This window comes from uncultured Piscinibacter sp., from assembly GCF_937952055.1.
Taxonomy (GTDB): Bacteria; Pseudomonadota; Gammaproteobacteria; order Burkholderiales; family Burkholderiaceae_C; genus Piscinibacter.
Genome location: NZ_CALFYO010000019.1, coordinates 122,244 through 148,205, shown reverse-complemented (window position 1 = coordinate 148,205; position 25,962 = coordinate 122,244). Strand labels below are relative to the sequence as shown.

The following is a 25,962-nucleotide window of genomic DNA, read 5'->3' as shown; positions in this document are numbered from 1 at the left end:
AGTCACGTCGACGCACGTCCATGACCCTCGTCCAGCTCCGTCACCTGCTTTCACTGGCCCAGACGGGGTCGTTCAGCAAGTCCGCAGCCGCGCTGTTCCTGACGCAGCCCGCGCTGAGCCGGAGCATCCGCGCGCTCGAAGCCGAGTTCGGTCAGCCGCTGTTCGACCGGATCGGCCGCCACAGCGAATTGACACCGTTCGGGCGCGAGGCAGTCGAGCGGGCACGCGAACTCGTGCTCGCCGCAGATGACCTGCGCGACAGCGGCCGTCTCGCGGGCGACGGCCAGCAGGGTGTGCTGCGCATCGGCTTGGGCTCCGGCCCCGGCGCGATGCTGATGACGCCGCTGCTGCTGACGATGGCGCAGGAACGGCCGCGCTTGCACTTCGAGATCGCTCGCGCCGGCACCGACCTGCTGGTGCAGGCACTGCGCGAGCGTGTGCTGGACGCGCTGGTCGTGGACGCGCGTTCGCTGCGCCCCGCCCCCGACCTGAAGGCACGGTTCCTGCACGAGATGACGGGCGCCTTCATGGTGCGCCGCGGTCATCCACTGTCGAGGCGGCGGGGCGCAACGAGCTTCGACGACCTCCTGCGCTACCCCCTTGCCTCGACGCCGCTGTCGGACGAGGTCGCCCGGATGCTGGTCGAGCGATACGGGCCGCGCGCCCACCCGAGTGTCTGCGTCACGCTGCGATGCGAGGAGATCCCGAGCCTCGTCGAGGTCGTGCGGCGCAGTGACGCCGTCCTGCTGGCGATCCGGGCGGCCGCCCCCGACTTGGTCGAGTTGAAGATGCAGCCGGCGCTCACCGCGACGGCGCGATTCGGACTGGTGACGTTGGCGCGACGGACCGAGCCGCCTGCACTGGCGGCCGTGCGCACACTCATGGAGAGGATGCTGCGCGACGACCCGCTGCCGACTCGCTGAGCATCCCGGGGGTCGGCCGGCACGCGACGCTTCGGCGCCGGGCCCCGGCCGCAGGCGCCGGGGTCGGACGAGCGCGGCCCGCCGCTTCGGGCATCAGTCGAACACGACCACCGTGCCCATCATGCCGCCGGCGGCGTGGTCGAGGATGTGGCAGTGGAACATCCACTCGCCCGGGTTCTCGGCCACGAACGCGATGTCGCAGGAGCCCTGCGGGCCGAGCATCACCGTGTCACGCCACTCGCGCAGCGGATTGGGCTTGTCATTGTGCGCAAGCACGCGGAAGAAATGCCCGTGCAGGTGCATGGGGTGCTCGAACAGGGTGTTGTTGATCATCTTCAGCACCACGTGCTCGCCCTGCCGCAGGTAGAACAGCGGTTCGTGCATCATCGCGTGCTCGTGCTGGGCGGAGTAGTTCATGCTCCACGTCAGGCCGTGCTGCTGGCGGATGTCCTCCACCTTCATCGGCTTGCCGTCCACCGCGGCGATCGCCGGAGCGCCCGCCTCGCCCCCCTCGAAGACCAGGAAGTGCTGCGTCGCCTTGTTCAGGTCGGGCTCGGTGTGGCGGTTGCTGGCCAGCGCGCGCGGTGCGGGCAGCGGACGCGCGCGCAGCGGCGCGCCGGCGTAGTGGATCTGCGCCAGTTCGGTGTGCACGTCGCGCCGGTCGGTGATCGCGAACCGGCCCTTGCCGGCCGTGCCGTCCAGCACGAGGTCGGTGCGCTGCCCCGGCCCGAGGAACAACAGGCTGTCGGCCAGGGCGTGCGGCGGCACGCCCTGGCCATCGTGCGACACCACCCAGGGCGCATGGCCCGCGAACTCGAGCCGGTAGATCCGTGCCGAGGCCGCGTTGATGAGGCGCAGACGCACACGCTCGTTCGGACGCAGGGTCAGGCGCTGACCGGGACCGGCCGGCCGGCCGTTGATCAGCAGGGTGTTGCCGTGGCGCCCGCGGTTGCCGAAGTCCTGCACCCGGCCGTAGTCCTCGACCTGCGCATTGCGCTCGTCCAGCTTCAGGTCCGACAGCACCCACAGCACCTCGCGATCCACTTCCAGCGGGCGCGCCTCGTCGACGATGAAGGCGCCGTACAGCCCGCGCGGCACCTGCTCGAAGCTGGACTGGTGCGGGTGATACCAGTAGGTGCCTGCGTCGTCCGCGGTGAAGCGATAGTCGAACGTGGCACCGGGTTCGATGGGGGGCTGCGTGACGATCGGCACGCCGTCCATCGAGTTCGGCACGCGCAGGCCGTGCCAGTGCACCGTGGTGGCCTGGCGCAGCCGGTTCACGACTTTCAGGTCGACCGTGGCGCCCTGCGCGTAGCGCAACAGCGGGCCCGGCACGGAGCGATTGAACCCCCAGACCTCGGTGGGCGGACCCGAGGCGCGCACGCGCTGCTTGAAGATGTCGAGCGTCAGCTCGCGACGGGCCGGCGCAGCGACGGCCGCGACGGGAAGCGTCAGCGCTGCAGCGGACTGAAGGAAACCGCGGCGGTTCAAGGACATGGACGGGCCCCCGGCAGCAATCGTTGGTCTGGCCTAGCGCACTCACTATAGCGCGACACGTCGAGCGCGGGAGATACGGCGCGACCGCAGCGCGGCGGCTCATTCATTGCCGCGGCGGGGCTCGCCGGCGATGCGGTCATGGCGAGCCGGCGCGCGCCGGCAACGACTCGATCCCCGGCAGAGCTTGGCGCCATCGGGTGACGGAAGCCAGCGTGCGCCGCCGCAGCAGCGGGTCCTGCAACGACGGCGGGAGTCTCGGCCCCTGCCGCCGTCCCATGGGGTCCTGCGCGCAGGCGCAGGGCGGCTGTCGGGCTCGCCCCACACCGGCCTCGGCGGCGACGGGCCCGTCAACGCAGCGTCGACAGACCGGCATCGAGCCAGGCCTGCGTGCCGCCGTCGATGAAGCTCACGCGAGCGTAGCCGCGCTGCTTCAACTCGTGCGCCGCGACGGCGCCCATCGCACCGCCCTGGCAGGCGGTGACCACGCGCGTCCACTTGTCGCTGAGTTCCGGCGGCAGCCGGCCCGCTGCGATGTCGCCGAGCGCGACGTTGTAGGCACCCGGGATGAGGCCGGTCGATGCGGTGATCGCCTCGGCCGGACGCGGGTCGATGAAGACGACCTGCTCGCAACCGTCGCGCAGCGCGGCCGCCTCGAGTGCGCTGAGGCTGGGGACGGCCGCCTTGGCCTCGGCAACGCGTTCGCTGAAGGACTTTTCCATGGTGTTCTCCTGAAGGATGTGGGGTGGGAAGTGGAGGCTGGGGCGCGTTCAGATGGACAGCGTGGCTGCGCCTTCCTTGATCAGCGCATGCAACGCCGCGGAGCCGACGATGGTCACGCCGTCGATCAGGTGCTCCTGGGCGTAGCCGCGGACCTTCGCGCAGGGCGGGCACGCGAGGATCTTTCCGCCGCGCGCCAGGAAGCCTTCGATGAGCTCCTTCATCGGCGGGTCGAAGGGGTTCATGCGGACGTGGTCGATCGCGCCCTTGCGCACCGTGTCGAGCGCCGAGGCGACGAGGAACATGGTGACCTGCAAGCCGGCATTGAGGCCACCGTTGGCGATGGTCCAGCAGACGGTTGCACGTTCGTCGTCGTGGCCGCGAGAGGCGACGATGACGAGCTTTTCGGGTTGGGTGTTCATGGGGTTCTCCTTTCGGTTGGGGTGGTGGGCCTGGTTCAGGCGAAAGCGGCCGTCTTGGCGCCGGCGGCAATTTCCTCGATGACCTTCGCGGCGCCGACGATCGAGGCGCCGACGGACAGGTGTTCCTCGTTGATGCCGCGCGGTTTGGTGCACGCACCGCACAGCCACACCTGGCCACCGTTGTCGACGAAATCGCGATAGAGCTGGGCCAGCGGCGGCAGGCCGTGGGCGGTGACACCGTCGACGCCGCCGTCGGTACCGAGCCAGACGCCATCGACCGTGCAGAGCACGATGGCCTCCAGACCGGCCGTCGCGGCGACGTTCGCGGCGATGAAAGGCATCGTGGCCCGCTCGGCGTCGTGGCGGCCGTAGGTGCAGTGAAAGATCAGCTTGTTGGACATGGTCATGGACTCCTTCGTTGGTTGGATCGGTGGGGTGGGCATCAGTGGGTGCGGGCGACAACGAATTCCGTGCGCCCGTCACCGAGGTCGCGGACGCCGACGAGCTGCTGGCCCATCAGGCGGGTCATGGACGGCAGGTCAGCGCGGGCGGACGGATCGCGGGCCAGGACGCGCAGCCGGTGGCCGACGTCGATCGCCCGCAGCCGACGGCGAAACTCGGCCGGAAAGCCGTCGGTGCAGCCGAGTGCCCCGGCGTCGAAGTCGTGCACGGTCACCTCGGGCGCCGGCGGAACCGGGCGCATGCCGGTGCAGACCAGTTCGATGCGCTCGATGCCGTCGTTGCCGACGTCGAGCACCATGTGCTGCTCGATGAGTCGATCGCCGATGGCGCGGTCGTCCGTGCGGAGCACGCCCCGCCAGCTGAGGCTGGTGCGGTCGCCGACCTCGCTGACGCGCAACGCCTCGGGCTCCACGGCCGTGGCCCAGTCGAGCCAGTCGACCCAGAGCGCGGCGATGCGATCGCGCCCGCGCGCCGCCAGGTGACGGCCCGGCAGGATCGCGTCGAAGGTCGCTTCCGGCGCCAGCAGTGCGGCGAGCCTGGGGTGGTCTCGTGTGCCGAGCGCCTGGCCGAAGGCCCGGGCGGTGTCGGCTGCATGTGTGTCGTTCATCGCGGTTCCTTTCATCTCTCGTCTTTCCGTCTGGGGTGGCCGTGCTTCTCGTTCACCACGGGACGCAGGTTAGGAAGCCGCCGTGGACAGACCCGTGTGCATGACCGTGGAAATTTGCTACCCTGCGCGGCATGGCACTGTTCGTGATGGAGAAGACCTTTTCCGAGCCGGCGACCGACGAACTCGTCGAGAAGATGCGCCGGGCCACCGAGGTCTGCTTCGAGATCAACGACATGACCCGCAAGGTCACTTACGCCTCCGCCGATCGCCGGCGCTTCGTCTGCGTGATGGAGGCCCGTGACCTCGAGACCGCGCGTCGCGCGCTCGAATCGGCGGGCATGGCGTACGAGCGCCTCTGGCCGGCGAACTCGTTCTAGGCTGGGGGCCGGATCCCGGCCGCGCCGAGCAGGACCGATGCACGCCGACGACGTCGACCCGGCCGATCTCGACTCGGCGCACCTGGCGCTGAGGCTGCTCGGCCCCATGGAACTCGTCGTCGCCGGGCGCAGCCTGCCGTTGCCGCGGTCGAAGAAGACGCGGGCGCTGCTCGCCTACCTGGCGCTGAACGAGCGAGCGCACCGCCGCGATCGACTGTGTGCCCTGTTGTGGGACGTGACCGACGACCCGCGCGGTGCGCTGCGCTGGAGCCTGTCGCGGCTTCGGCAGGTGCTGGGCGCCGAAGCGCAGCGCATCGTCGCCGGGCGCGACGAGGTCGCATGGCGTGCCGAAGGGATGGCCATCGATGCGAGTGCCCTCGCCCGCCTGCAGCGCAGTGATTTCGCCACGTCGGACACCGCGACGCTCGAGCGGGCGGTGGCCTGGTATCGGGGCGAGTTCCTCGAGGGGCTGGAGCTGCCCGACTTCCTGGACTTCAGTGCCTGGTGCATCGAGCAGCGCGAGCAGGCGCGGCGCTGCCATGCCGCGCTGCTGACGGAGCTGGTCGCCCGACATCGCGAGGCGCCCGCACGGGCGCTGCAGTTCGCGCGCCAGCGCGTGCAGGTCGAGGTGTTCGATCTCGAGGCGCACCGGGCGCTCTTGAACCTGCTGCTGAAACTCGGCCACGTCGCCGAGGCGCAGCAACGCTTCGAGCACGCGCAGCGGCTGTTCCGGCAGGTTTCCGCGGCCGACGCCATTGCCTTCGACCAGGCCTGGCGCGCGCTGCGTTCGGCCACCGCCGAGGCGCCCGCCGCGAGCGCGACGCCGGCATCGGTGCGCGCCGAGCCGCAGTTCGATTCGGCGTCCCTGCCCGGCGCCGGCGTGCCGGCCTTCGTGGGCCGGCAAGCGACGCTGGCCCGGCTCAAGGCGATGCTGGACGACGTGCGACAGGACGGAGAGACCCGACTCGTGCTCGTGACCGGCGAACCCGGCGTCGGCAAGAGCCGGCTCGCCGAACAGTTGTGTGCGGCGGCGGACGCGCTCGGTTTCGTGGTCGTGGCCGGCCGCGCCTTCGAGGCCGAAAGCTCGCGGCCCTTCGGGCCCTGGGCCGACGCGCTCGAGCTCAACGTCCAGCAGGAAGTGACCGAGGCCCATCCGTCGAGCCGCGAAAGCCTGTTCGAGATGCTTCGGGCGCGGCTCGAGACGCGCGTGGCGAAAGGGCGGGCCTCGATGCTGTTGCTGGACGACCTGCAGTGGTTCGACCGCAACTCGACCGAACTCTTGCACTACCTCGTGCGCACAGGCCCCGGCCGCACCGGGCTCGTGCTGATGCTCGCGCGCGGCGGGGAGCTGCCCGACAACGAAGCGGCGGTGCGGCTGCTGCGCAGCCTTCGGCGCGAGTACGCCGTGCAGCACATCGAACTGGAGCCGCTCACACGCGAGGAGATCGAGGCACTCGTGGGGCGGGAGGCAGGTGTCGACGGCCGCCACGTGCACGAAGTGTCGGCGGGAAATCCTCTCTACGCCCTCGAGTTCGTCCGCGCGCAGCGCGAGGGGCTGGCGGGGCCGCCCGCCACCTTGATGCAACTCGTGCGCGACCGCATCGCCAAGCTGCCGGAGCGCGCCGCCGACGTGCTGCGCTGGAGCGCCGTGCTCGGACGTGCAATTCAGCCGGCGCGGCTGGAGGAGCTGACCGCGCTGGCAGCGGAGGAACTGGTGGACGCTCTGGAGCGGCTGGAACAGTCATCGCTGCTGCGCATCGACACGACGCGGACGAGCGATCGCTATGCCTTCAGCCATGAGCTGATCCGCGAGGCGGTGTACGGGGAACTGTCGCTCCCGCGGCGGCGCCTGATGCACCGCAAGGTGGCGCGGTGTCTCGAGCCGCAGGCGGCCGACCCGGCCGTGGCGGCCGAGCTGGCCCATCACGCCGGCCTCGCCGGTGAGGCCGAGCTCGGTGTGCGCGCGTGCATCGTGGCGGGACACCACGCGCTGCGCGTGTTTGCCAACGAGGACGCGGAGGCACTGGCCCGCCGCGGGCTGCGGCTGGTCGAGGAAGTCGATGAGCCGCGCCGCATCGAAAGCACCCTGGACCTTCTGCAGGTGCTGTACACCGCGCGGACCCCCGATGGTGAGCAGGCGGCGGAGCGGCTGCGCGGCCTGGCCGAGCGCGCGCTCGATTTCGGCCTCACGCGTGCCGCACGCCAGGGTTTCCAGATGGTGTCGTACCTGCGCTGGGAACACAGCTCCATGGCCGACGCCCACGCCAACATCCTGCAGGCCGAGCGCGTGAGCCGTCTGGCCGAACCGGGCGAGCGGGCGGTCGCGCTGGCGCAGGCCGCCCGCTGCCTGGTGCTGCTGGAGCGCAACCTGCCGCAGGCGGAGGCATTCGCGTTGGAGGCCGACGCGGTGCGACGGCGCGACGGCAAGACCAGCGCCGCCGTGTCGTTTGCACTCGGGATGCTGGCGGCTCACCGCGGCGACACGGCGGGCGCGGTCGAGGCCTTCGTCGAGGCCCGCCAACTGGCGCGCCAGCAAGGCGAGCACCTGGCGGAGTTCGGCGCGCTCGAGCATCACGTGATGCTCGAGCTCGATGACGGCAACCATGCCTACGCCATGGTGCTGGCTGCGGACCTCGCCGACCTGGGATGCCGCGTGCGTCCCGGCGCGGAACTGCATGCCGGACGGGCCCTGCTTGCACTCGCGCGGCTGCACGGCGGCATCGTGCCTGACGACAGCGAACTGGCGCAGGCGGTCGAGGCCGTGCGGCAGGCCGATGCCAAGTACGAACTGTCGTACTTGCTGACGCGCTGGGCCGAGCACGAGCTCGCGGCGGGCCGGCTGGACACGAGCCGGGACATCGCGACGCAGGCGCTGGAGGTCGCGCAGGCGATTGGCCGCTGCTCCGAGCAGGCGCACGCGCTGGTGACGCTAGCCGCCGTGGCGCAGCGTGCACGGCGGCCAGCCGAAAGCCGGCGGCAACGGGCCCTGCTCAAGTCGCTGGAGGCGAACGACCTCTCGGCGCGCAGTCGGCGGCGCGTGGCATCGTTGGCGGCGGGCGACGGCCCCGGCCGCTGAGTTCGCGCGCCGGTGCAGCACGGCGCCCTCGCACCGGCCTTCTGCCCTTCGGCCGTGTGCGCGCGGCGCACCGACGGCTCAGCCGCGCAGAGGCAGCGCCGCGCCAATGGCGACGAAGATGCCACCGCAGACCTGGTTGAAGCGACGCCCCACACGCTTCAGCCACGGACGGATGCGATGCGCCGTGCTGGCGATGACGAACTCGGTGAGCACCTCGATGGCTGCGAAAGTGCCCGCCATGACGACGAACTGGACGAACAGACCGCGAGCCGGATCGATGAACTGCGGCAGGAATGCAGCGAAGAAGAGGATGCCCTTCGGGTTGGTCATCGCCGACAGCGCGCCCTGACGGAACAGCGACCAGCCCTGCCGCGGCGCGGCAGCGTCCTGCAGTTCCACGCCGATCGCCGGCGCGCGCCACACCTGCAGGCCGAGCCAGACGAGGTAGGCGCCGCCCAGCCACTTCAGCACCGCGAGCCAGACCAGCGAAGTCTTCAGCAGCGCGCCGATGCCGAACATCGACAGCGCGATGATGACGATGAAGCCGACCGAGCCGCCGAAGATGGTGAACAGCGTCCTGCGCCGTCCATGCAGCGCGCCATGCGTCAGCGCGAGCAGGCCGTTGGGCCCGGGCGAGAGTGACAGGCCGAGAGCGGCGATCAGATAGACGAGCCAGGTGTCGAAGTCCATGGCGGCGATCCTCTGCGTCGCGCGCGGCGCGGTCAAGCCGGCGGCATACTGCATGCCACCATGAGCCGCGCGCGCGCCCTGCCCGCCCTGCGCTGGGCCGTCGTCGGCCCCGGCGCGATCGCGAACCGGTTCGCGCAGGCGCTCGCGGGTGTGCCGCGGCAGCAGCTGTCGGCGGTCATCGGCCGCGACGCGCTGCGCGCGCAGGCCTTCGCCGCGCGCTGGTCGGACCCCGACCGGCCGGCGCGCGTGCACCTCACGCTGGAGGCGCTCTCCACCGACGTGCAGATCGATGCGGTGTACATCGCCACGCCGCATGCTGCGCATGGCCAGGCGGTGCGCGCCGCGCTCGAGGCCGGGCGGCACGTGCTGTGCGAGAAGCCGCTGGTGACGAATGCCCTCGAGGCCGAGCAGCTCGCCGCGCTCGCTCGCACGCAAGGCCGGCTGCTGATGGAGGCCTTCTGGAGCCGCCTGCTGCCCGTGATGCCGGCGGTGCGCGAGTGGCTCGCCGGCGGCCGCATCGGCCGTGTGCAGACCCTCCAGGCGAGCTTCTGCTTCCCCCTGCCCTTCGACCCGCAGCGCCGCCACTTCGACCCGGCGCAGGCCGGTGGTGTGCTGCTCGACATCGGCGTGTACCCGCTGGGCATGGCGCGGGACCTGCTGGCGGTGCAGGGCGAGCGCGGCGTGCCGACCCTGCAGGTCGCCGGCCGCGTCGGCGCGAGCGGCGTCGACGAGCGCGTGGCGATGATGCTGGTCTGGCCGGGCGGTGCCGTCGGCCAGTTCGTCTGCGGCTTCGACGGCAGCGCACCGAACGACATGGTGCTGCTGGGAGAACATGGCCACATCACGCTGCACGGCCCATTCTGGGAGTGCACGCAGGCCAGCCTGTCACGCCCCGGCGAGCCGGTGCAGCGCTGGCAGCAGCCCCTGCGCATCAACGGCTTCGAGTACGAGATCGAGGAGGCGCTGCGCTGCGTGGCCGAGCACCGCGTCGAGAGCCCGGCGGTGCCACATGCCGACACGGTGGCGACGTTGCGCCTCGTCGATCGCATGCGCCGCGATCTCGGCGTGCGCTTTCCTTTCGAGCCGGACGCCGCGCGCTAGACGCTGGCCGGCGCCAGCGTGCGCTCCAGCCAGGCGTCGATCGCCGGGCGTGACGGCGGCAGCAGCGCGGCGGCGCCACCGGTGAAGCGCTGCCAGTCCTCGACGTGGTGGCGCGACACCACCGTGAGGAACGGGATGTCGCGCGACATGATCTCCAGCAACTCGGCGGAGAAGCCGGCACCCTCCGACTCCAGCCGGCCGAAGCGGTTGCAGACGATCAGGTCGGGGGCGCTCGCCAACGCATGGCGCAGCACCTCGCTGGCGCGCGCAAAGCCTTGCGGGTCGGCGCGGCAGGCCTTGGACGCGCTGCCCAGCGACTGCGAGACAAGATAGCCGTCGCGCTTGTCGATGTCGACCAGCACCATCTCGGCCAGGCAGTCGCCCTTCTGCTCGGAGGGCGCCATCAGCAGGCCCATCACGCGACGGCCGCGGCGGCGCTGCTCGTCGACGACTGCAGCGAGCAGCGCATCGACATCGCAAGTTCCGTCGTGGCGGATGGCGGCGGCGCGAAGTTCGTCCATGGCAGCTTTCACTATAGCGCGCCGTCCCCGCGCTGCGGGGCGCGGCCTTCCCGCCGCAGTCGCCGATCCCTGAGGCAGGTCAAGCAGCGCCGGCGGGAAGGCCTCAGGTTTCGGGCGCGCTGGCCGATATGCAGTCATCGTGCATGGCGCCCGGTCGTGCGCAACGCCTCGGGCTGGAAGGAGAGATCGATGGCCGCTGAACTGAGCTTGGGCACGCTGGGCGGGATTGCCGCCGCCGTGCTGTGCGCCGCCGGCGCAGGCGCCATCGCCTGGCGCTCGCGCCGCCGCCACGACCGTCCGGGCGCTGCGGCGGCCGGCGCACCCGACTCCCAGCGCGACGCGTTGACCGGCCTGCCCACCCGTGCCCGCTTCGAGGCCATGCTCGACGACGGCCTGACCGCCAGCGAGAAGGACGGCAGCGACAGCTGCGTGCTGGTCGCCGGCGTGGATGGCATGCGACTCGTCAACGATCGCCACGGCAGCGACTTCGGCGACCGACTGCTCGTCGCGGTCGCCGCCTGGCTGCGCGAACTGTGCGGGCCGTCGACGCCGCTGTCCCGCCTCGACGGCGACACCTTCGCGGTCTGGCTGAACGCGCCGCGCGAGGCCGGCGAGAAGCTCGCTCATCGCCTGTGCGAGGCCTTCGCCACGCCGCTGGCCCTGAACGGACACGAGTTGTCGATCGGGTTGTCGGCAGGCCTGGCCGTCGCGCCCGAGCACGGCAGCAACCTGCGGCTGCTGCACAAGGCCGCTGCCGCGATGCACGCCGTCAAGCGCAGCGGCGGGGGCGGCCATGCGGTGTTCGACCCGCGCATCGAGGCCGAACACGGCGAGGAGGCGATGATCGCCCGCGAACTGCAGCAAGCCGTGGTCAAGCGGCAGCTGGAGCTCTTCTTCCAGCCGCGGCTCGACGCCTCGCGCCTGACCGTGACTGCGGTGGAAGCGCTGCTGCGCTGGCGCCATCCCACGCTCGGCCTGGTCAGTCCGGCACGCTTCATCCCGATTGCCGAGCGGCACGGGCTGATCGACTCGATCGGCGGCTGGGCACTCGACGCCGCGCTCAAGCAGGCCGGCGCCTGGCGTGCCGCAGGACTGCGCCTGCGCGTGGCGGTGAACGTGTCGGGCCGGCAGTTCCGCAAGGACGACTTCGCCGCGAAGCTGGAACGCTCGCTCAAGTCGCACGGCCTCCCGCCCGACGCCATCGTCTGCGAAATCGCCGAATCGGCGGCGATCGAGGGCACCGAGGCCACGCGGCAGGCCTTCGCGAAGCTGCACAGGCTGGGCGTCGGCGTGTCGATCGACGACTTCGGTGCCAGTGCGGCCGCCATCCAGGCCCTCGGTGGCGTGCCCGCGCACGAGGTGAAGCTCGATCGCGCACTGGTGGCGGCGATGGCGCAACATGTCGAGACCCGGCTCGCCGCCGCCAGGGCGCTGCAGGGCGTCCGCCTGCTGAAACTGCGCGTGGTCGCCCAGGGCATCGAGACGGAGGCGCAGCGCAGCCTGGTCATGCAGATGGGCTGCGACGAACTGCAGGGCCCCCTGTTCGCCAAGCCGATGAGCGCGCGTGCCGTTGCGATCTGGGCCGCCGATGCCGCCGCGACGCTGGCGCAGACCTTCCAGTCGACCGCCTTCAAGGACACCCTGCCCATGGACGGCCGCGCCGTGGGACAGGTCGCGCGCAAACACCTTGAAACAATGTTGAAGCCAGGACCCGGCACGCTCGCCGCCGAGTTCGCTAAGCTGCATGGGATACTTTCCCACGCCAATCGACAAGCAAGGAGGGCCGCCATGGCTGCTCGAACCGACTTCCGCTTCTCCCGCATCGCTGCCGGCCTCGTCGCCGCCGTCGCCTCCGCCCTGCTGATTGCCTGCGGCGGCGGCGGTTCCGGCTCCGGTGACGTCCAGTACAGCGCCAGCTACGCCGTCGGCCGGATCTCCGGCTTCGGCTCGATCGTGGTCAACGGCGTCCATTACGACGAGACCTCGGCCGCCGTCACGGACGATGACGAGGACTCGCCCGACGACGACACGCTCGAGCTGGGCATGGTCGTCGAAGTCGAAGCCTCCGATTACGGCAGCCGCGACGGCAGGAACTCGGCGAAGGCCGAGTCGATCACCCTGCGCAGCCTGATGCGCGGCCCGGTCGAGAGCGTGGGCACCGACAGCGTGGTCGTGCTGGGCCAGACAGTGCAGGTGAACGCCGCCACGGTGTTCGACGACGCCCTTCCCGACGCCATGGGCTCGCTCACCGCGGGCGCGGTGGTCAAGGTCTACGGCACGCTGGACGCCGCCACCGGCACCTACACGGCCACGCGCATCGACCTGAAGTCGGCATCGAGCTCGTACCGCCTGCGCGGCGTGGTCGCCGGCTACGACGATGCACAGAAGCTGCTGACCATCGGCGACGCGGTGATCGACGTGTCGGGCCTGGCGCTGGCCGTGGCACCGCAGGTCGGCGACCTGGTGCGCGTCAAGCTGCAGACGACGCAGGCGGTGCCCGGCATCTGGGTCGCGACGGACCTGAAGTCCGGCAGCCTGCGCCCGCACGACGTCGAGTACGTCGAGGTGGAGGGCACCATCACCGACTTCACGTCGGCGCAGTCCTTCAGCGTCGACGGCCTGCCGGTCGACGCCAGCCAGGCGACCTTCGAGGACGGTACGCAGGGCCTCGACGTGGGCGTGCGCGTCGAGGTGAAGGGCGCCGTCGTCGACGGCGTGCTGCTCGCCCGCAAAGTCGAGATCGAGTCCGACGATCATGACGAGCAGGAAGGGTTCGAAATCGAGGGGCACGTGGCCAGCGTCGACCCGACGCAGTCCATCTTCGTGGTGCATGGCGTCACGGTGAGCTTTGCCGGCACGGTGGAGTTCGTCGGCGGCACGGTCGCCGACCTCGTGGTGGACCGCAAGGTCGAGGTCCGCGGCAGCCTGGCCGAAGACGGCCGGACCATCGTCGCCCACCGCATCGAGTTCGAAGACTGAGCGGCGCGGCGGCTGCTCCGCTCAGGTCCGCCCAGCGGCCGGACCGGCGCAGTCTGCCGGCAGCGTCGGCCAGCCGTCGGCCCCGAGCACGCTGCCGCTGTGCTCGCCCAGCCGCGGCGCCGGCGTGCGCAGCCGGCCCGGCGTGTCGGACAACTTCGGCACGATGCCCGGCACCTTCAACGGCCGGCCGTCGGCATCGTGCGTTTGCAGGATCATGTCGCGCTCGCGGTACTGCGGGTCGGCGGCGATGTCGGCCACGGTGTAGATGCGGCCCACCGGAACGTGGGCAGTCTCCAGGGCGGCAATCACCTGCTCGATCGGTCGCTGGCCCGTCCACGCCCCGATCGCGCCATCGATCTCGGCAACACGCGCGACGCGACCGTCGTTGTGCGCCAGCGCGGGGTCGTCGGCCAGGTCGTCACGGCCGATGGCGTGCATCAGCCGCCTGAAGATGCCGTCGCCATTGCCGCCGATGAGCACGTAGGCGCCATCGCCGCAACGGTAGGCATTGCTCGGCGCGATGCCTGGCAGCGCCGAACCGGCGGCGCCACGCACCGCACCGAAGGCGTCGTACTCGGGCAGCAGGCTCTCCATCACGTTGAACACGCTCTCGTAGAGCGCGACGTCGACCACCTGGCCCTGCCCGCCGTTCACCTCGCGGTGGCGCAGCGCCAGCAGCACGCCGATGACGCCATGCAGCGCGGCCAGCGTGTCGCCGATCGACACGCCGGTGCGCACCGGCACGCGCCCGGGCTCGCCGGTGAGGTGGCGCAGGCCGCCCATCGCCTCACCGAGCACGCCGAAGCCCGGTTTGTCGCGGTAGGGCCCGGTCTGGCCGTAGCCCGAGACGCGCAGCATGATCAGCTTCGGGTTGAGCGCGTGCAGTGCTTCCCAGCCGAGTCCCCAGCCCTCCATCGTGCCGGGCTTGAAATTCTCGATCAGCACGTCGGCCTCGGCGGCAAGCCGGCGCACCGCGGCCTGCCCCTCGGCGCTGCGCAGGTCCAGCGTCACCGAGCGCTTGTTGCGCGACTGCACCTCCCACCACACCGAGGTGCCCTCGCGCAGCAGCCGCCAGCGTCGCAACGGATCGCCGCCCTCGAGCGGCTCGATCTTGATGACATCGGCACCGAAATCGGCCAGCGTCTTGCCGGCGAACGGCCCGGCGATGAGCTGGCCGAGCTCCAGCACCTTCAGCCCTTTCAGTGCCTCCATCGCGATTCCCGTCAATGAGTCCGGCCGCTGCGCGGCCGGCGCGGCCGCGTGTCGCCGGCCGCCGCATCCACCAGCCCGGCGAGGATGCCGCACCGCTCGGCGGGCCGAACCTCGCCGCAGCGCTGGCGCAGCTGCCGCAACTCGCGCTCCAGTGCGCGCAGCTCGCGGATGCGGCGGCTGACATGGACGATGTGCTCGTCGAGCAGCGCATTGACGTCGCCACAGCTGTCGTCGGGGCGGTCACGATGGCGCAGCAGCGTGCGCACCTCGTCGAGCGACATGTCCAGGCCGCGGCAATGGCGGATGAAGCGCAGCCGCTGCAGATGGCCTTCCTCGTAGACGCGGAAGTTGCCTGCCGTGCGCGCCGGCGCAGGCAGCAGGCCCTCGCGTTCGTAATAGCGGATCGTCTCGACGGGGGTGTGCGACTCGGCCGCCAGGTCGCCGATCTTCATGCGCCGCTCCGGGTGTTCATCGGGCCGACAGTGTAGGCCGCGCCAGGAGGGCTTGACTCTGGAGTGGCTTCAGGGATTCCAATGCCATCGAACACCCCCGTCAACGCCATGTCCGAGCCTGCCTACCCCGAGCATTCCTGCCATTGTGGCCACGCGGCGGCCTGCGGCACGCCGCTGCCCCTGCCCGATGCGCCGGCCGCCAGCACGGTGTCCGCCGGCGCGCTGCTGCTGCGCATTCCGGCGATGGACTGCGCCGCCGAGGAGGCACAGATCCGCACGGCGCTCGAGCGCTTCGACGCGGTCCGCAGCCTGCGCTTCGACCTGCCGCGGCGCACGCTGGCGATCGATGCGCCGGACGATACCCTGCAGGCCATCGTCGCCGCGCTGCGCGGCGCCGGCTTCGAGTCGCGGACGCTGTCCGCGCCGGTCGCCGGTGACGAGGCGGCGCGGGCGCAGCGCCGCGAATTCGCGCGCCTGGCCGCAGCCCTGGCGGTGGCGCTGGCCGCCGAACTCGTGCACTTCGTCGCCCCCGACACGCTCGCCTGGCGCTCCGCCGGCATGGCCGCCGCAGCGCTGGCCATCGCGCTGGCCGGCAGCTCGGTGTTCCGCAAGGGCTTGGCGGCGCTGATCGCCGGGCGGCTGAACATCAATGCGCTGATGACGGTGGCGGTGAGCGGCGCATTCCTGATCGGCGAGTGGCCCGAAGCGGCGATGGTGATGGCGCTGTATGCGCTGGCCGAGCTGATCGAGGCCCGCGCCGTCGAGCGGGCACGCCACGCCATCACCGGGCTGCTCGCCCTGTCTCCGGCACAGGCCGAGGTGATGCAGGCCGACGGCCGCTGGGCCGCCGTGCCGGCGCGCGAGGTGTCCGTGGGTGCGCGGGTGCGCGTGCGACCCGGCGAGCGTTTCGCCCTCGACGGTCGCGTGCGCAGCGGCCACGGCACGGTGGACCAGTCGCCGGTGACCGGCGAGAGCGTGCCGGTGGAGAAGGGCCCGGGCGACGACGTCTTCGCCGGCACGGTCAACCAGGCCGGCTCGCTGGAGTTCGAGGTCACGCAGCCGGCCGGCGACACCGTGCTCGCCCGCATCATCCACGCCGTCGAGGCGGCACAGGGACGGCGTGCGCCGATCCAGCGCTTCGTCGACCGCTTCGCCGCGGTCTACACGCCGGCGGTCTTCGTGCTCGCGCTCGGCGTGGCGCTGGCCGCGCCCTGGTGGGCCGGCTGGGACACGATGACGGCCGTCTACAAGGCTCTGGTCCTGCTCGTCATCGCCTGCCCCTGCGCCCTGGTGATTTCGACGCCGGTCACCGTGGTCAGCGGCCTGGCCGCGGCGGCGCGGCGCGGCATCCTCATCAAGGGCGGCGTCTACCTGGAAGAGGCGCGCCGCATCGCCGTGGTGGCACTGGACAAGACCGGCACGCTCACCGAGGGCCGGCCGCGGCTGGTGGCGCGGCAGGCGCTGAGCGAGGCGCTGCCCGAGGCCCAGGTGCTGCGCATCGCGCACAGCCTCGCCGCGCGTTCGGACCATCCGGTGTCGCAGGCGGTGGCCACGGGGCTCGATGGCGAGCCCCTGCCGGTCGAGCGCTTTCGTGCCGAGATCGGGCGCGGCGTGCACGGCCGCATCGACGGCCGCGACTATGCCTTCGGCAACCACCGCTGGATCGAGGAGCGCGGGCAATGTGCGCCCGAGTTCGAGGCGCTGATGCAGGCCCACGAACGGCAGGGGCACACCGTCACCGTGCTCGCCGACGACCAGCAGGTGCTCGCCCTGTTCGCCGTGGCCGACGCCACGCGGACGAGCGCCCGCGAGGCCGTGGCCGAGCTGCGGCGCCTGGGCGTGGCGACGGTGATGCTCACCGGCGACAACGCCGCCACGGCGCGCGTCATCGCCGAGCAGGCCGGCATCGACGACGTTCGCGCACAACTGCTTCCGCAGGACAAGCTCGATGCGATCCACACCCTGGCCGCCGGCGGCCGGCGCGTGGCCATGGTGGGCGACGGCATCAACGACGCGCCCGCACTGGCCGCGTCCGGCATCGGCTTCGCGATGGGGGGCGTCGGCACCGACACGGCGATGGAAGCCGCCGACGTGGTGGTGATGAACGACGACCTCCGGCGCGTGCCCGAGACGATCCGCCTGTCGCGCCGCACGCACGCGGTGCTGTGGCAGAACATCGCGCTGGCGCTGGGCATCAAGGCGGTGTTCCTGGCGCTGGCGCTGTTCGACGACGCGACGATGTGGATGGCCGTGTTCGCCGACATGGGCGCTAGCCTGCTGGTGGTATTCAACGGTTTGCGGCTGTTGCGCGGCGGAGGCACGGATTGAAACGGCTGCGGCCCGCGGTTTCGCGCGACACTCGCGCATGGCCAACACTGCACTCCTCTCCGCCGTCGTCGCTGCCGCCGTCACCGCCGCGGCCTTCCTGCTCAACCCCTCGCCCGAACAGCACCGCGAGAAGATCGCCACCGCGATCGCCGAGCGCAGCCCGCTGGCCGGCGCGCTGGGCATCGGCGCACTGACCGCCTTCACCTCCTCTTACCACGCGCTGGGCGTGGCCTCCTACACCACCGTCAACGAGCGCACCGTCTCGATCGGTGCGTTCGGCATGGTGTTCGTGCTGGAGCCGTCGAAGCAGCGCTGAGCCGGCGGCGCCGGTGCGGCGCAGGGGGTCAGGCGGCGGCCGCGAGCGGCACGCTGCCGCAGCGCCGCGCACCGGGGCAGCTCGGACAGTCGCCCGCGTGCGCCGCGAACGCCTCCTGCGCCTGCTCGAGGCAGGCGCCGCAGGCGGTGCCGATGCGCAGCTCGTCCTGCAGCGACTCGAAGTCGGCGCAGCCGGAGCGCGCCTCGCGGGCGATGTCGCGGTCGCTGACACGGTGGCAGACACAGACGATCATGGCGCAACTTTAATGCGAATCATTACTATTATCAAGCACGAGCGCCTCCAGACCCCTCGACGTCGGGGGACTCCCCCGGCGCGTCCGGCCGATCAGCCCTCCACCGCAGGCAGCCGCTGCGCCCCTGCGCCACGCAGCGCGCAGGCGTCGTCGGGGTTGTACAGCGCACAGGCACGCAGCGACAGGCAGCCGCAGCCGATGCAGCCGTCGAGGCGGTCGCGCAGCGCCTGCAGCGCGGCGATGCGCGCATCCAGCCGCTCGCGCCAACGCGAGGACAGGCGCGCCCAGTCGGCCTTGGTCGGCGTGCGCTGCTGCGGCAGCTGCGCCAGCGCCGCGGCGATCTCCGCCAGGCCGATGCCGAGCTGTTGCGCGGCCCTCACGAAGGCGACGCGGCGCAGCGTCGCACGCGGGTAGCGGCGCTGGTTGCCGGCGCTGCGCTCGGCGCGGATGAGCCCGCGCGACTCGTAGTAGTGCAGGGCGGACACGGCCACGCCGCTGCGCGTGGCCAGTTCGCCCACCGTCAGCATCACATTCGCGTCCGCCATCGCTTGACCTCAAGTTCACTTGAGGTCCTATTCTGCGCGCAGCTCGTCACGCCTGTTCTCTGCCCATGACCTCCGCCGCTCTTCCCGTCGAGACCCCGCCGCTGTTCAGCCGCGAGAGGCTCGGCGGGTGCATCGGCGCCATCGCCCTCGTGTCGCTGCTGGCCTTCGAGGCGATGGCGGTGGCCGCGGCGATGCCGGCCATCGCCGGCGCGCTGGACGGGCTGTCCCTCTACGCCCTCGCCTTCGGCGGCATGCTCGCCACGTCGGTGCTGGGCATGGTGCTGGCCGGCCGCACCTGCGACCGCCAAGGCGCGCACCGCGCCACCGCGCTGGGCCTCGCCCTGTTCACCCTCGGGCTGCTGCTCGCCGGCTTCGCCGTCGACATGGCCGGCGTCGTGGCCGGGCGCATCGTGCAGGGCCTGGGCGGCGGCATGCTCGGAGTGGCGCTCTACGTCGGCATGGGTCAGCTGGTGCCGCCGGCGCTGCACCCGCGCCTGTTCGCGCTGCTCGCCGCCGCCTGGGTGTTGCCCGGCCTGGTGGGCCCGCCCGTCGCCGCCTGGCTGGCCGGACAGTTCGGCTGGCGCTCGGTGTTCCTCGTCGTCGCCCTGGCCGTGCCGCTCGCCACTGCCCTGCTGCTGCCGGCGTTCGGCCGGCTGCCGGTGCCGGATGCCGGCCCGCGCGCGGTGGCCGCGCCGCTCGACCGCATCGGCTGGGCGGCGCTGGGCGCGCTCGGGGCGCTGCTGCTGCACGGCGCCGGCCACGGCGAAACGCCGGCGCTGCGGGCGGTGTCGCTCGTCCTCGGCCTGCTCGCGGCGGTCGCCGCCGCGCTCCGGCTGCTGCCGCCGGGCAGCCTGTCGGGCGCGCCGGGGCTGCCCAGCGTGATCGCCCTGCGCGGGCTGCTGGCCGCCGCCTTCACCAGCGCTGAAGTCTTCGTGCCGCTGTACCTGAACCGGGAGGCCGGCTGGAGCCTGGCCGAGGCGGGCCTGGCGCTGAGCGTCGGCGCGGTGACGTGGAGCGGTGGCAGCGCTCTGCAGGCACGCCTCGTCGACGCGCGCAGCCGACGCCGCGGACTGCAGCTCGGCTTCCTGCTGGTGGCCGCCGGCATCGCGGGTGTCGCCCTGCCGATGATTGCCGGCCAGCAGGCGCGCTGGATGGTGGCGGGCTGGGCCGTCGCCGGCTTCGGCATCGGGCTGAGCTTTCCGATGCTCTCGGTGCTCACGCTCAGCCTGTCGGCGCCTGCGGCCCAGGGCCGCAATGCCTCGGCCCTGCAGTTGAGCGACGCGCTGGGCAGCAGCATCGCCCTGGCAGTGGCCGGCGCACTGTTCATCGGCGCCGGTGGCGCGGGCGTGCCTGGCTACCTGATGGTGCTGGCCGTGGCCTTCTCGCTGGCCCTGACGGGTGCACTGCTCGCTCGACGGGCCTGGCCTGCTGAACGGCCCTAGTTCACCGTCCGCGGGCACCGTCTCGCGCTGGACGTAGCGCAAGTCCAGCCAAGAGTCCCCGGCGATGCCTCGACCCTGCGCGGCGTGCCCTCGGCGTCGCGGTGGCGGGTCGCGCAGCAGCGCCCTTCTAGCGGTGCAGGGTCAGCAAGGCAGACAGCGAGAACGAGTAGCGTGCCACGCGCGGAATCCATCGAATGTAGTCATCGAGCGCAGGCGGTGGAAACGCGCCGCCGTCTGCCGGGTCGTCGCCGCCCAGTCCGGCGAGCGCCGCGCACAGGTGACGCCACTCGGCTTCCTCCCAGCTCGGCGGGAGGCCGTCGGCCGTGCCGCCCTCCCGAGCGGTCACGCGGGTCGAGGCGGGCATGGCCGTCGCCGCCCTCGGGGCACGGCGACGCTTGTCGCGGCCGGGCTGCACCGAGGCGATGAACGCGCGCCAGGTGCGATGGCGCCCGCCGTCGCCGTAGTCCAGCAGGCGTTGCAGGAACAGCGGCGCGATGTTCGAGAAGCTCACGACGATGGCCAGCAGGACGAGCACCACGCGATACTCGCCCGGGTCTTCGGCCGAACCCACGAACGTCGTGCGCTCCGCGGGCGGCAGGCTCGCGCGCAGGAAGCGATAGGTGTTCAGGAAGCGCTTCACCGTGCGCGGCGTGCGGAACAGCGTCGCCAGGCGCTGGATGTCCTGCTGCTCCCACGCGCTGATGCTCAGCCGCTCGATCGACTCGGCCTCGGTCGGCGGCGCCGGTGCCGCAGGCGTCGCCGACGCGGTCGGCGCCGGCCCGTCGGCTGCGGGCAGCGGCGCGGCCGCGCCGGGCGTGGCGTTGTCGGCGGGCCGCTGTGACGGCGCCGCAGGCGGCGCGGCCGACGCCGGCGCCGTCGTGGCACTCGCCACCTTCGGCGCCGCGAGGCCGCGCACCAGCTTCCGATAGCCCTCGCGGCCCAGCGGCTGCAAGGTGAACGGCACCTGGAAGATCTTCTCCAGGTAGTCCTGCGCGGTGGCCGGCCGCGACGGCAGCACGTCGCCGAGCACGCGCACCTGCTCCGAACGCAGCGCCAGCAGGTCCGGGTAGTGTTTCTCCAGGCAGCGCCGCAGCCAGCGCGGGTCGACGGCAACCACCACCATGAACAGCCGGAACGCCAGCAGCAGGTGCACCGCTTCCAGCACCTCGATCACGCGATCGGGCTTGCAGCGGTCCAGGTCGTCGATGTAGAGGATGATCCGCTCGACCGGCATCAGTTCGCGGATCGCGCTGTCCCTCTTGCCCTGCTCGAACAGGTTGCTCAGCTGCTCGAAGTCGCGCCGCACGAGGCTGACGATGCCCAGACGCGAACGGTACTCGGCGGACTTCGCGCGCTCCTCGATGAAGCGGTAGATCAGCCGGCCCGGCTTCTGCTCGGCAAGCTCGCGCTCGATGGACTGCACGCGCAGCTCGGCCTCGCGCAGCGCGGTGCGCGCCGCGTCCTCGCGCTCCTGCGCCGCCTGCAACGCCCGCGCCTGCTCGGCGGAGCCGGTGCGCAGGCGCTCCGCGCGGCGCTCCTCCAGCTTGCGGTGCGCCTGCTCCAGCGTGGCGATGAACGCACGGCCCTGCTTCAACTGCACGCCGAGCCAGGCAGTGATGCCGGCGAACAGCGTGGACAGCTGCATCGCCAGCGAACGCACGTCGCTGATCTCGGCACCGCGCGTCGCCTGCAGCCACTCGATGCCGAAGGCCAGGGCCACCGGCAGCAGCAGCACGCCGGCGAGCGCGACGAGGCGCAGGTAGCCGGCGGGCGATCCGAGCGTGGACTGAAGCAGCAGGCTGGAGCGCCCGCCGAAGGTCTTCAGCTCCTTCGCCTTCTCCGACAACGCCTCGAACGAAGTCCCGAGTGTGTCGGCCCCGAGCGCCCGCGCCAGTTCGTCGAGCCTGTCCTTCACCGCCGGATCGCCGGCGAGCAGACTGGCGATGTCGTCGAGCTGGGTGGCGAGCGACTTCTCCTGCTTCTCGCGCGCCTCGATCGCATTCTTCAGCGCGGTGTCCGCGTGCTCGCGCGCCGCGGCGGCCTCCTTCAGCTGCAAGCGTGCCTGCTGGTACAGGCCCTGCGCTTCGAGAAGCTTGATGCTCAGGCCCTCGGCGAGATCGGCCTTGGGCGCAATGCGCTCGAACAGGCGGTCGAAGATCTCGGTGACGATGCTCGCCCACAGGTCGGCGTCGAGGTAGTGCCAGGCATTGAAGCGGATCGAGACGACATTGGTCAGGAACGGCGAGGTCTGCGGCGTGCTCGCCGCGCGCCGCACCGCGCCGTCGATCTCCTCCTGCATCAACTCCATGAAGAACGACTTGCCGCCCCCCCAGTCGCCGAACAGGCCGATCGCCAGCGGCGGATCCACCTCGCGCGAGGCAAGCACCAGGCTGAACGCCTGCGCGTCGCGTCGCACTTCCAGCAGGTCGGGTCCGCCGACACTGTCGGTCGCGTAGCCGGCGAGCACCTTGGCGGACGCCACCGCGGTCGACAGGCGGACGACCCAGGCGCCCGTCAGGTTCTCGGCGGCATCGGGGTAGGTCCAGATCGCGCAGCCGGGCAGGGTCCGGCCGTCCGCCACCACCCCGCCCCACTGCGGGCCCCAGGAGTTCTGCACGATGAAGCCACGCGGTGTGTAGCCGAGCACCGCCAGCCCGATCTGCGAGGTCTCCGTCGCACCGCGCGCCCTGGTGGCGGGCCGATAGGGGATCTCGCCGTCGATCGGCTTCATCCAGCGCTCATCGATCATGGCGCCGACCAGCACCGCGTGCTGGTCGGCCACGGCCGCCTTCAGGTGCTCGATGTTGAGCTCGACCCGTTCATACGACGCCGGCCGGTTCGCCAGCGCGCGTTCGCTGGCCTCGGCGGACAGCGCGGCAGCGCCCTCCGCCGCAGACCCGGGCTGCGGCGCGCGCTTCTGCCCGGCCATCGGACGCTGCGAGGTCGGCGCATCGCGAACGAGCGCGGCGCCGTAGCGGCTCAGTCCCTTCAGCGCGCCGCGCAGGCTCGTCCCCTCGTGCGGCGTGGACGCCCACTCGTCGAGGCGCTGCGCGTTCTCGTAGAGGAAGAACGGGCTGACGGGATCGCGGACACCGCGCTCGGCGCGCAGGTAGTTGAGCACGGCGGCCAGTGCGAAGCCGACGCTGGCCGAGGACTCGCCCTGGTCGAGGACGGTGATCCACTCCTGCTGCGGCAGCACCGACTCGGGCACGTCCATCGACGGCGGCACGTAGACGATGTCGCGCGGATCGGCGACGTCGGCCGGGGGTGCTGGGTCAGGTGGTTTCATGGCGTCACCCCCTCTGCGCGCAAGGTGCTCGCGGACCCGCCCGACGGCGACGATCGATGGCCTCGACAGCGGCCGCGGGCACTGGCCACGCTCATCTTACGCAGGAAACCCCTCGGCCGATGATCAATCGTGTCCTCGGGGGGGTGACCATCCCTGCGGCACGGGCCGTCGGCCGGCCACGATGCCTGGCTGGCCCTCGGACATGCGCGTAGCATCGTTGCGCCGGTCGACCCGACGCCTCGGCCGGCCTGGTGGGTTGCGACCTCCAGCACGCGTCGAGTCCACTCATGAGGAGACAGCGACATGGCGAAGTCGATCACCGAACAGTGTCTGGCCAACAACCAGAACTACGCGAAGGGGCAAGCCGTTCACAGGCCTGCCTACCCCGGCAAACAGCCCATCCAACCGGCCAGGCGCCTGGCAGTCGTGGCGTGCATGGACGCACGGCTCGACGTGGAAGACCTGCTCGGGCTGCAGACCGGGGAGGCGCACATCATCCGCAATGCGGGAGGCGTGGTGACCGACGACGCCATACGGTGCCTCATCATCTCCCACCATCTTCTCGACACCAACGAGATCGTCCTGATCCACCACACGCGCTGCGGCATGCTGGCCTTCACCGACGACCTGCTCAAGGCCGGCCTCGAAGGCGACCCGGCGGCGGAGAAACTGCTCGGCCAGGCGACCGGGCGGGCCTTCGTGAACTGCGGCCGGTGTGCCTCGACGCCCTCGGCCTTCCATGCCTTTCGCGGCCAGATCGAGCCCCTCGATGCGCCGCGCGACGAAAAGAACATGGAACGGCTGGCCTGGGACGTCCGCCGCGGCATGTCCTCGATCCTGAACCATCCGTGGATCCCGACCGGCGGACCGGATGCGGTGACGGTGCGCGGTTTCATCTACGACGTCGACACCGGCAAGCTGGAGGAAGTGAGCTACCCGGGGCCGATGGGATCGATCGGCTGACCACCCGGCGCGCGAGCGACATGGCGCCGGACGCCGCCGTCGTGCTGGGCCTGGACGTCGGCACGTCGGCGGTGCGCTGCGTCGCGCTCGATGCGGACGGCACGGTGCTCTCGATGGCCCGGCGGCCGCTGCCGCCGCCAAGCGTCGACGGCCGGCGCATCACGCAGGACCCCCGGCTGTGGTGGGCCGCGACCGAGGCGGCGATCGAGCAGGCGGCCGCCGCCCTCGACGCGCGGCGCATCGCCGCGATCGCGGTGGACGGCACGTCCGGCACGCTGCTGCTGACCGATGCCAGGGGCGAGCCGCTGAGCGACGGCTGGCTGTACCACGAGGCGAGCTGCGCCGACGAGGCGGCACGCGTCGCCGCCGTCGCGCCTGCCGACAGCCCCGCCCGCGGCGTCGCCTCGCCGCTGGCGAGGCTGCTGCACCTGCAGCCTCGTGTGCCGCAGGCGCGCCATGCACTGCATCAGGCGGACTGGATCACCGCCATGCTCAGCGGCCGCTTCGGCGTCGCCGACGAGAACAACGTGCTGAAGCTCGGCTACGACGTCCGCGAGCGGTGCTGGCCCGCGTGGCTGGACGGGCTCGGTGTGCGCCGCGCACTGCTGCCCGAGGTCGTCGTGCCCGGCACGCCGGTCGGCGCGCTCTCGTCGGCGCTGGCACGTCGCTGGGGACTGCACGACGGCGTCGTGGTCGCGGCGGGCACGACCGACGGTGTCGCCGCCTTCCTCGCCACCGGTGCGTCCTCACCCGGCGATGCGGTGACCTCGCTGGGCAGCACGCTGGTCGTCAAGCTGCTGAGCGAGCGGCCGGTGTTCGCGCCGACCTACGGCGTTTACAGCCATCGGCTGGGCGAGCAATGGCTGGCCGGCGGTGCCTCGAACAGCGGCGGCTCGGTGCTGCTGCGCTTCTTCGACGTGCCGCAGATCGAGGCGCTTTCGCTGCGGCTCGACGCGGCACGCGACAGCGGCCTCGACTACTACCCGCTGCCGGCGCGCGGCGAACGCTTCCCGGTCGCGGACGCGACGCTGTCGCCGCGCCTCGAACCCCGGCCCGCCGACGACGCGCTGTTTCTGCAGGGCCTGCTCGAGGGCATGGCCTCCATCGAGCGGCAGGCCTACGCGCGCCTCGCCGCTCTGGGCGCGGGGCTGGCGACGCGCGTGTTCAGCGTCGGCGGCGGCGCACGCAACCCGGCCTGGTCACGCATCCGCGAGCGGCATCTCGGCGTGCCGCTGGCCGTGCCGCGGCACGAGGAGGCCGCGTGCGGTGCGGCCATGCTCGCCCGGCGTGCCGCGACGCTGGGCGGCTGAGCGTGGCCCGGCGCGGCAGGGGCGCGGCTGGCGCCGGCAGGGCTCAGCGCGACGCCGGCGATGCCGGACCGGCGGCGGCTCCCGGTGCCGACACCCGCTCCGCCTTGGCCGACACGCGGGCCGGCGCCGCGCGCGACGCCGACGCAGCCGGCGTCGATGCCTTGGCCTCGCCGGCGGTCGCCGTGACCGGACACGCCGTCTGCTGGTACACCGTGTGCCCGCCGCTCACGCACTTGTACATCTTGGTCTGCGCCTGGGGCGCCGTGACCAGCGCCGACAGCACCGGAACGAGAAGCAGGCAACGGATCGTGCGCATCATGGCTGTCGGATCACTGCAGCAGCGGGCTTGAGCTTCGATCTTGTATCACGACCAGCGGCGAACTCCGGAAAGCGCCCCGCGAACGAGGGGGCGCAGGCGTCGTGACGCCGCGCAATGTCGAGCAGCGCGGCACGGTTGAGGATGCGGCTTCCGGTAACAGG

General features: G+C 71.8%; 23 protein-coding genes. 10 read left to right on the top strand and 13 right to left on the bottom strand.

Features of this window, described 5'->3' with window-relative positions; translation table 11 throughout:
- The first annotated feature begins 20 nt into the window (after positions 1-20).
- Entirely contained in the window at positions 21-923 is a 903-nt protein-coding gene (locus Q0599_RS08145) for a LysR family transcriptional regulator (protein ID WP_298828150.1), read from the top strand.
- 93 nt (positions 924-1,016) lie between these two features.
- Here the strand turns inward: Q0599_RS08145 and Q0599_RS08140 are convergent, their stop codons facing one another.
- The 5 genes from Q0599_RS08140 to Q0599_RS08120 form a co-directional block, all read right to left on the bottom strand.
- Positions 1,017-2,420 carry a multicopper oxidase family protein gene (locus Q0599_RS08140; protein ID WP_298828148.1) on the bottom strand — a complete coding sequence of 468 codons (1,404 nt, stop codon included), beginning with the start codon at positions 2,418-2,420 and terminating at the stop codon, positions 1,017-1,019.
- Positions 2,421-2,767: 347 nt separating this feature from the next.
- Positions 2,768-3,139 carry a rhodanese-like domain-containing protein gene (locus tag Q0599_RS08135; protein ID WP_298828145.1) on the bottom strand — a complete coding sequence of 124 codons (372 nt, stop codon included), beginning with the start codon at positions 3,137-3,139 and terminating at the stop codon, positions 2,768-2,770.
- A 48-nt stretch (positions 3,140-3,187) separates the two neighbouring features.
- Positions 3,188-3,559, bottom strand: coding sequence for a DsrE family protein (locus tag Q0599_RS08130; RefSeq protein WP_298828142.1), 372 nt, complete (start codon positions 3,557-3,559; stop codon positions 3,188-3,190).
- Positions 3,560-3,594: 35 nt separating this feature from the next.
- Entirely contained in the window at positions 3,595-3,960 is a 366-nt protein-coding gene (locus tag Q0599_RS08125; protein WP_298828139.1) for a DsrE family protein, read from the bottom strand.
- Between the two features lie 41 nt (positions 3,961-4,001).
- Entirely contained in the window at positions 4,002-4,628 is a 627-nt protein-coding gene (locus tag Q0599_RS08120; RefSeq protein WP_298828136.1) for a hypothetical protein, read from the bottom strand.
- 131 nt (positions 4,629-4,759) lie between these two features.
- Between Q0599_RS08120 and Q0599_RS08115 the strand changes: the two genes are divergently transcribed.
- Positions 4,760-5,005, top strand: a complete 246-nt coding sequence (locus Q0599_RS08115; protein ID WP_298828133.1) for a nickel-binding protein — start codon at positions 4,760-4,762, stop codon at positions 5,003-5,005.
- 37 nt (positions 5,006-5,042) lie between these two features.
- Positions 5,043-8,081 (top strand): AAA family ATPase, encoded by a 3,039-nt coding sequence (locus Q0599_RS08110; protein ID WP_298828130.1) that lies wholly within the window; start codon positions 5,043-5,045, stop codon positions 8,079-8,081.
- A 78-nt stretch (positions 8,082-8,159) separates the two neighbouring features.
- Here the strand turns inward: Q0599_RS08110 and Q0599_RS08105 are convergent, their stop codons facing one another.
- Positions 8,160-8,771: a LysE family transporter gene (locus Q0599_RS08105; protein WP_298828127.1), complete on the bottom strand. Its 612-nt coding sequence runs from the start codon at positions 8,769-8,771 to the stop codon at positions 8,160-8,162.
- A gap of 60 nt (positions 8,772-8,831) precedes the next feature.
- On the opposite strand from Q0599_RS08105, the gene Q0599_RS08100 reads away from it, so the two are divergent.
- A complete protein-coding gene (locus Q0599_RS08100; protein WP_298828124.1) occupies positions 8,832-9,872 on the top strand; it encodes a Gfo/Idh/MocA family oxidoreductase in 1,041 nt (346 codons plus the stop codon).
- Here the strand turns inward: Q0599_RS08100 and Q0599_RS08095 are convergent.
- Positions 9,869-10,393 carry a DUF2478 domain-containing protein gene (locus Q0599_RS08095; RefSeq protein ID WP_298828121.1) on the bottom strand — a complete coding sequence of 175 codons (525 nt, stop codon included), beginning with the start codon at positions 10,391-10,393 and terminating at the stop codon, positions 9,869-9,871. The genes Q0599_RS08100 and Q0599_RS08095 overlap by 4 nt on opposite strands.
- Positions 10,394-10,582: 189 nt before the next feature.
- Between Q0599_RS08095 and Q0599_RS08090 the strand changes: the two genes are divergently transcribed.
- The gene (locus Q0599_RS08090) at positions 10,583-13,372 is read left to right on the top strand and encodes an EAL domain-containing protein (protein ID WP_298828118.1); all 2,790 of its coding nucleotides are present in this window, start codon (positions 10,583-10,585) and stop codon (positions 13,370-13,372) included.
- Between the two features lie 21 nt (positions 13,373-13,393).
- On the opposite strand, the gene Q0599_RS08085 is transcribed toward Q0599_RS08090, so the two are convergent.
- Both Q0599_RS08085 and cadR read right to left on the bottom strand, forming a co-directional pair.
- Complete coding sequence (locus Q0599_RS08085) at positions 13,394-14,584, bottom strand: CoA transferase (RefSeq protein ID WP_298828115.1); 1,191 nt, start codon at positions 14,582-14,584, stop codon at positions 13,394-13,396.
- Positions 14,585-14,595: 11 nt separating this feature from the next.
- Entirely contained in the window at positions 14,596-15,036 is a 441-nt protein-coding gene (gene cadR, locus Q0599_RS08080) for a Cd(II)/Pb(II)-responsive transcriptional regulator (RefSeq protein ID WP_298828112.1), read from the bottom strand.
- A gap of 108 nt (positions 15,037-15,144) precedes the next feature.
- Here cadR and Q0599_RS08075 point away from each other — a divergent pair, with 108 nt between their 5' ends.
- A complete protein-coding gene (locus Q0599_RS08075; RefSeq protein WP_298828109.1) occupies positions 15,145-17,364 on the top strand; it encodes a heavy metal translocating P-type ATPase in 2,220 nt (739 codons plus the stop codon).
- Between the two features lie 37 nt (positions 17,365-17,401).
- Complete coding sequence (locus Q0599_RS08070) at positions 17,402-17,680, top strand: hypothetical protein (protein ID WP_298828106.1); 279 nt, start codon at positions 17,402-17,404, stop codon at positions 17,678-17,680.
- Positions 17,681-17,708: 28 nt separating this feature from the next.
- Here the strand turns inward: Q0599_RS08070 and Q0599_RS08065 are convergent, their stop codons facing one another.
- Together Q0599_RS08065 and soxR are read right to left on the bottom strand one after the other, a co-directional pair.
- Positions 17,709-17,933: a (2Fe-2S)-binding protein gene (locus Q0599_RS08065; RefSeq protein ID WP_298828104.1), complete on the bottom strand. Its 225-nt coding sequence runs from the start codon at positions 17,931-17,933 to the stop codon at positions 17,709-17,711.
- A gap of 92 nt (positions 17,934-18,025) precedes the next feature.
- Positions 18,026-18,478 (bottom strand): redox-sensitive transcriptional activator SoxR, encoded by a 453-nt coding sequence (gene soxR, locus Q0599_RS08060; RefSeq protein ID WP_298828102.1) that lies wholly within the window; start codon positions 18,476-18,478, stop codon positions 18,026-18,028.
- 65 nt (positions 18,479-18,543) lie between these two features.
- Between soxR and Q0599_RS08055 the strand changes: the two genes are divergently transcribed.
- The gene (locus tag Q0599_RS08055; protein WP_298828099.1) at positions 18,544-19,920 is read left to right on the top strand and encodes an MFS transporter; all 1,377 of its coding nucleotides are present in this window, start codon (positions 18,544-18,546) and stop codon (positions 19,918-19,920) included.
- A gap of 127 nt (positions 19,921-20,047) precedes the next feature.
- Here the strand turns inward: Q0599_RS08055 and Q0599_RS08050 are convergent, their stop codons facing one another.
- Complete coding sequence (locus Q0599_RS08050; protein ID WP_298828097.1) at positions 20,048-23,209, bottom strand: P-loop NTPase fold protein; 3,162 nt, start codon at positions 23,207-23,209, stop codon at positions 20,048-20,050.
- Between the two features lie 303 nt (positions 23,210-23,512).
- Between Q0599_RS08050 and Q0599_RS08045 the strand changes: the two genes are divergently transcribed.
- Together Q0599_RS08045 and Q0599_RS08040 are read left to right on the top strand one after the other, a co-directional pair.
- Complete coding sequence (locus Q0599_RS08045) at positions 23,513-24,172, top strand: carbonic anhydrase (protein ID WP_298828095.1); 660 nt, start codon at positions 23,513-23,515, stop codon at positions 24,170-24,172.
- A gap of 20 nt (positions 24,173-24,192) precedes the next feature.
- The gene (locus tag Q0599_RS08040) at positions 24,193-25,482 is read left to right on the top strand and encodes an FGGY-family carbohydrate kinase (RefSeq protein ID WP_298828093.1); all 1,290 of its coding nucleotides are present in this window, start codon (positions 24,193-24,195) and stop codon (positions 25,480-25,482) included.
- A 43-nt stretch (positions 25,483-25,525) separates the two neighbouring features.
- Here Q0599_RS08040 and Q0599_RS08035 read toward each other — a convergent pair whose 3' ends face one another.
- Complete coding sequence (locus Q0599_RS08035) at positions 25,526-25,801, bottom strand: DUF4124 domain-containing protein (RefSeq protein ID WP_298828091.1); 276 nt, start codon at positions 25,799-25,801, stop codon at positions 25,526-25,528.
- Between the last annotated feature and the right edge of the window lie 161 nt (positions 25,802-25,962).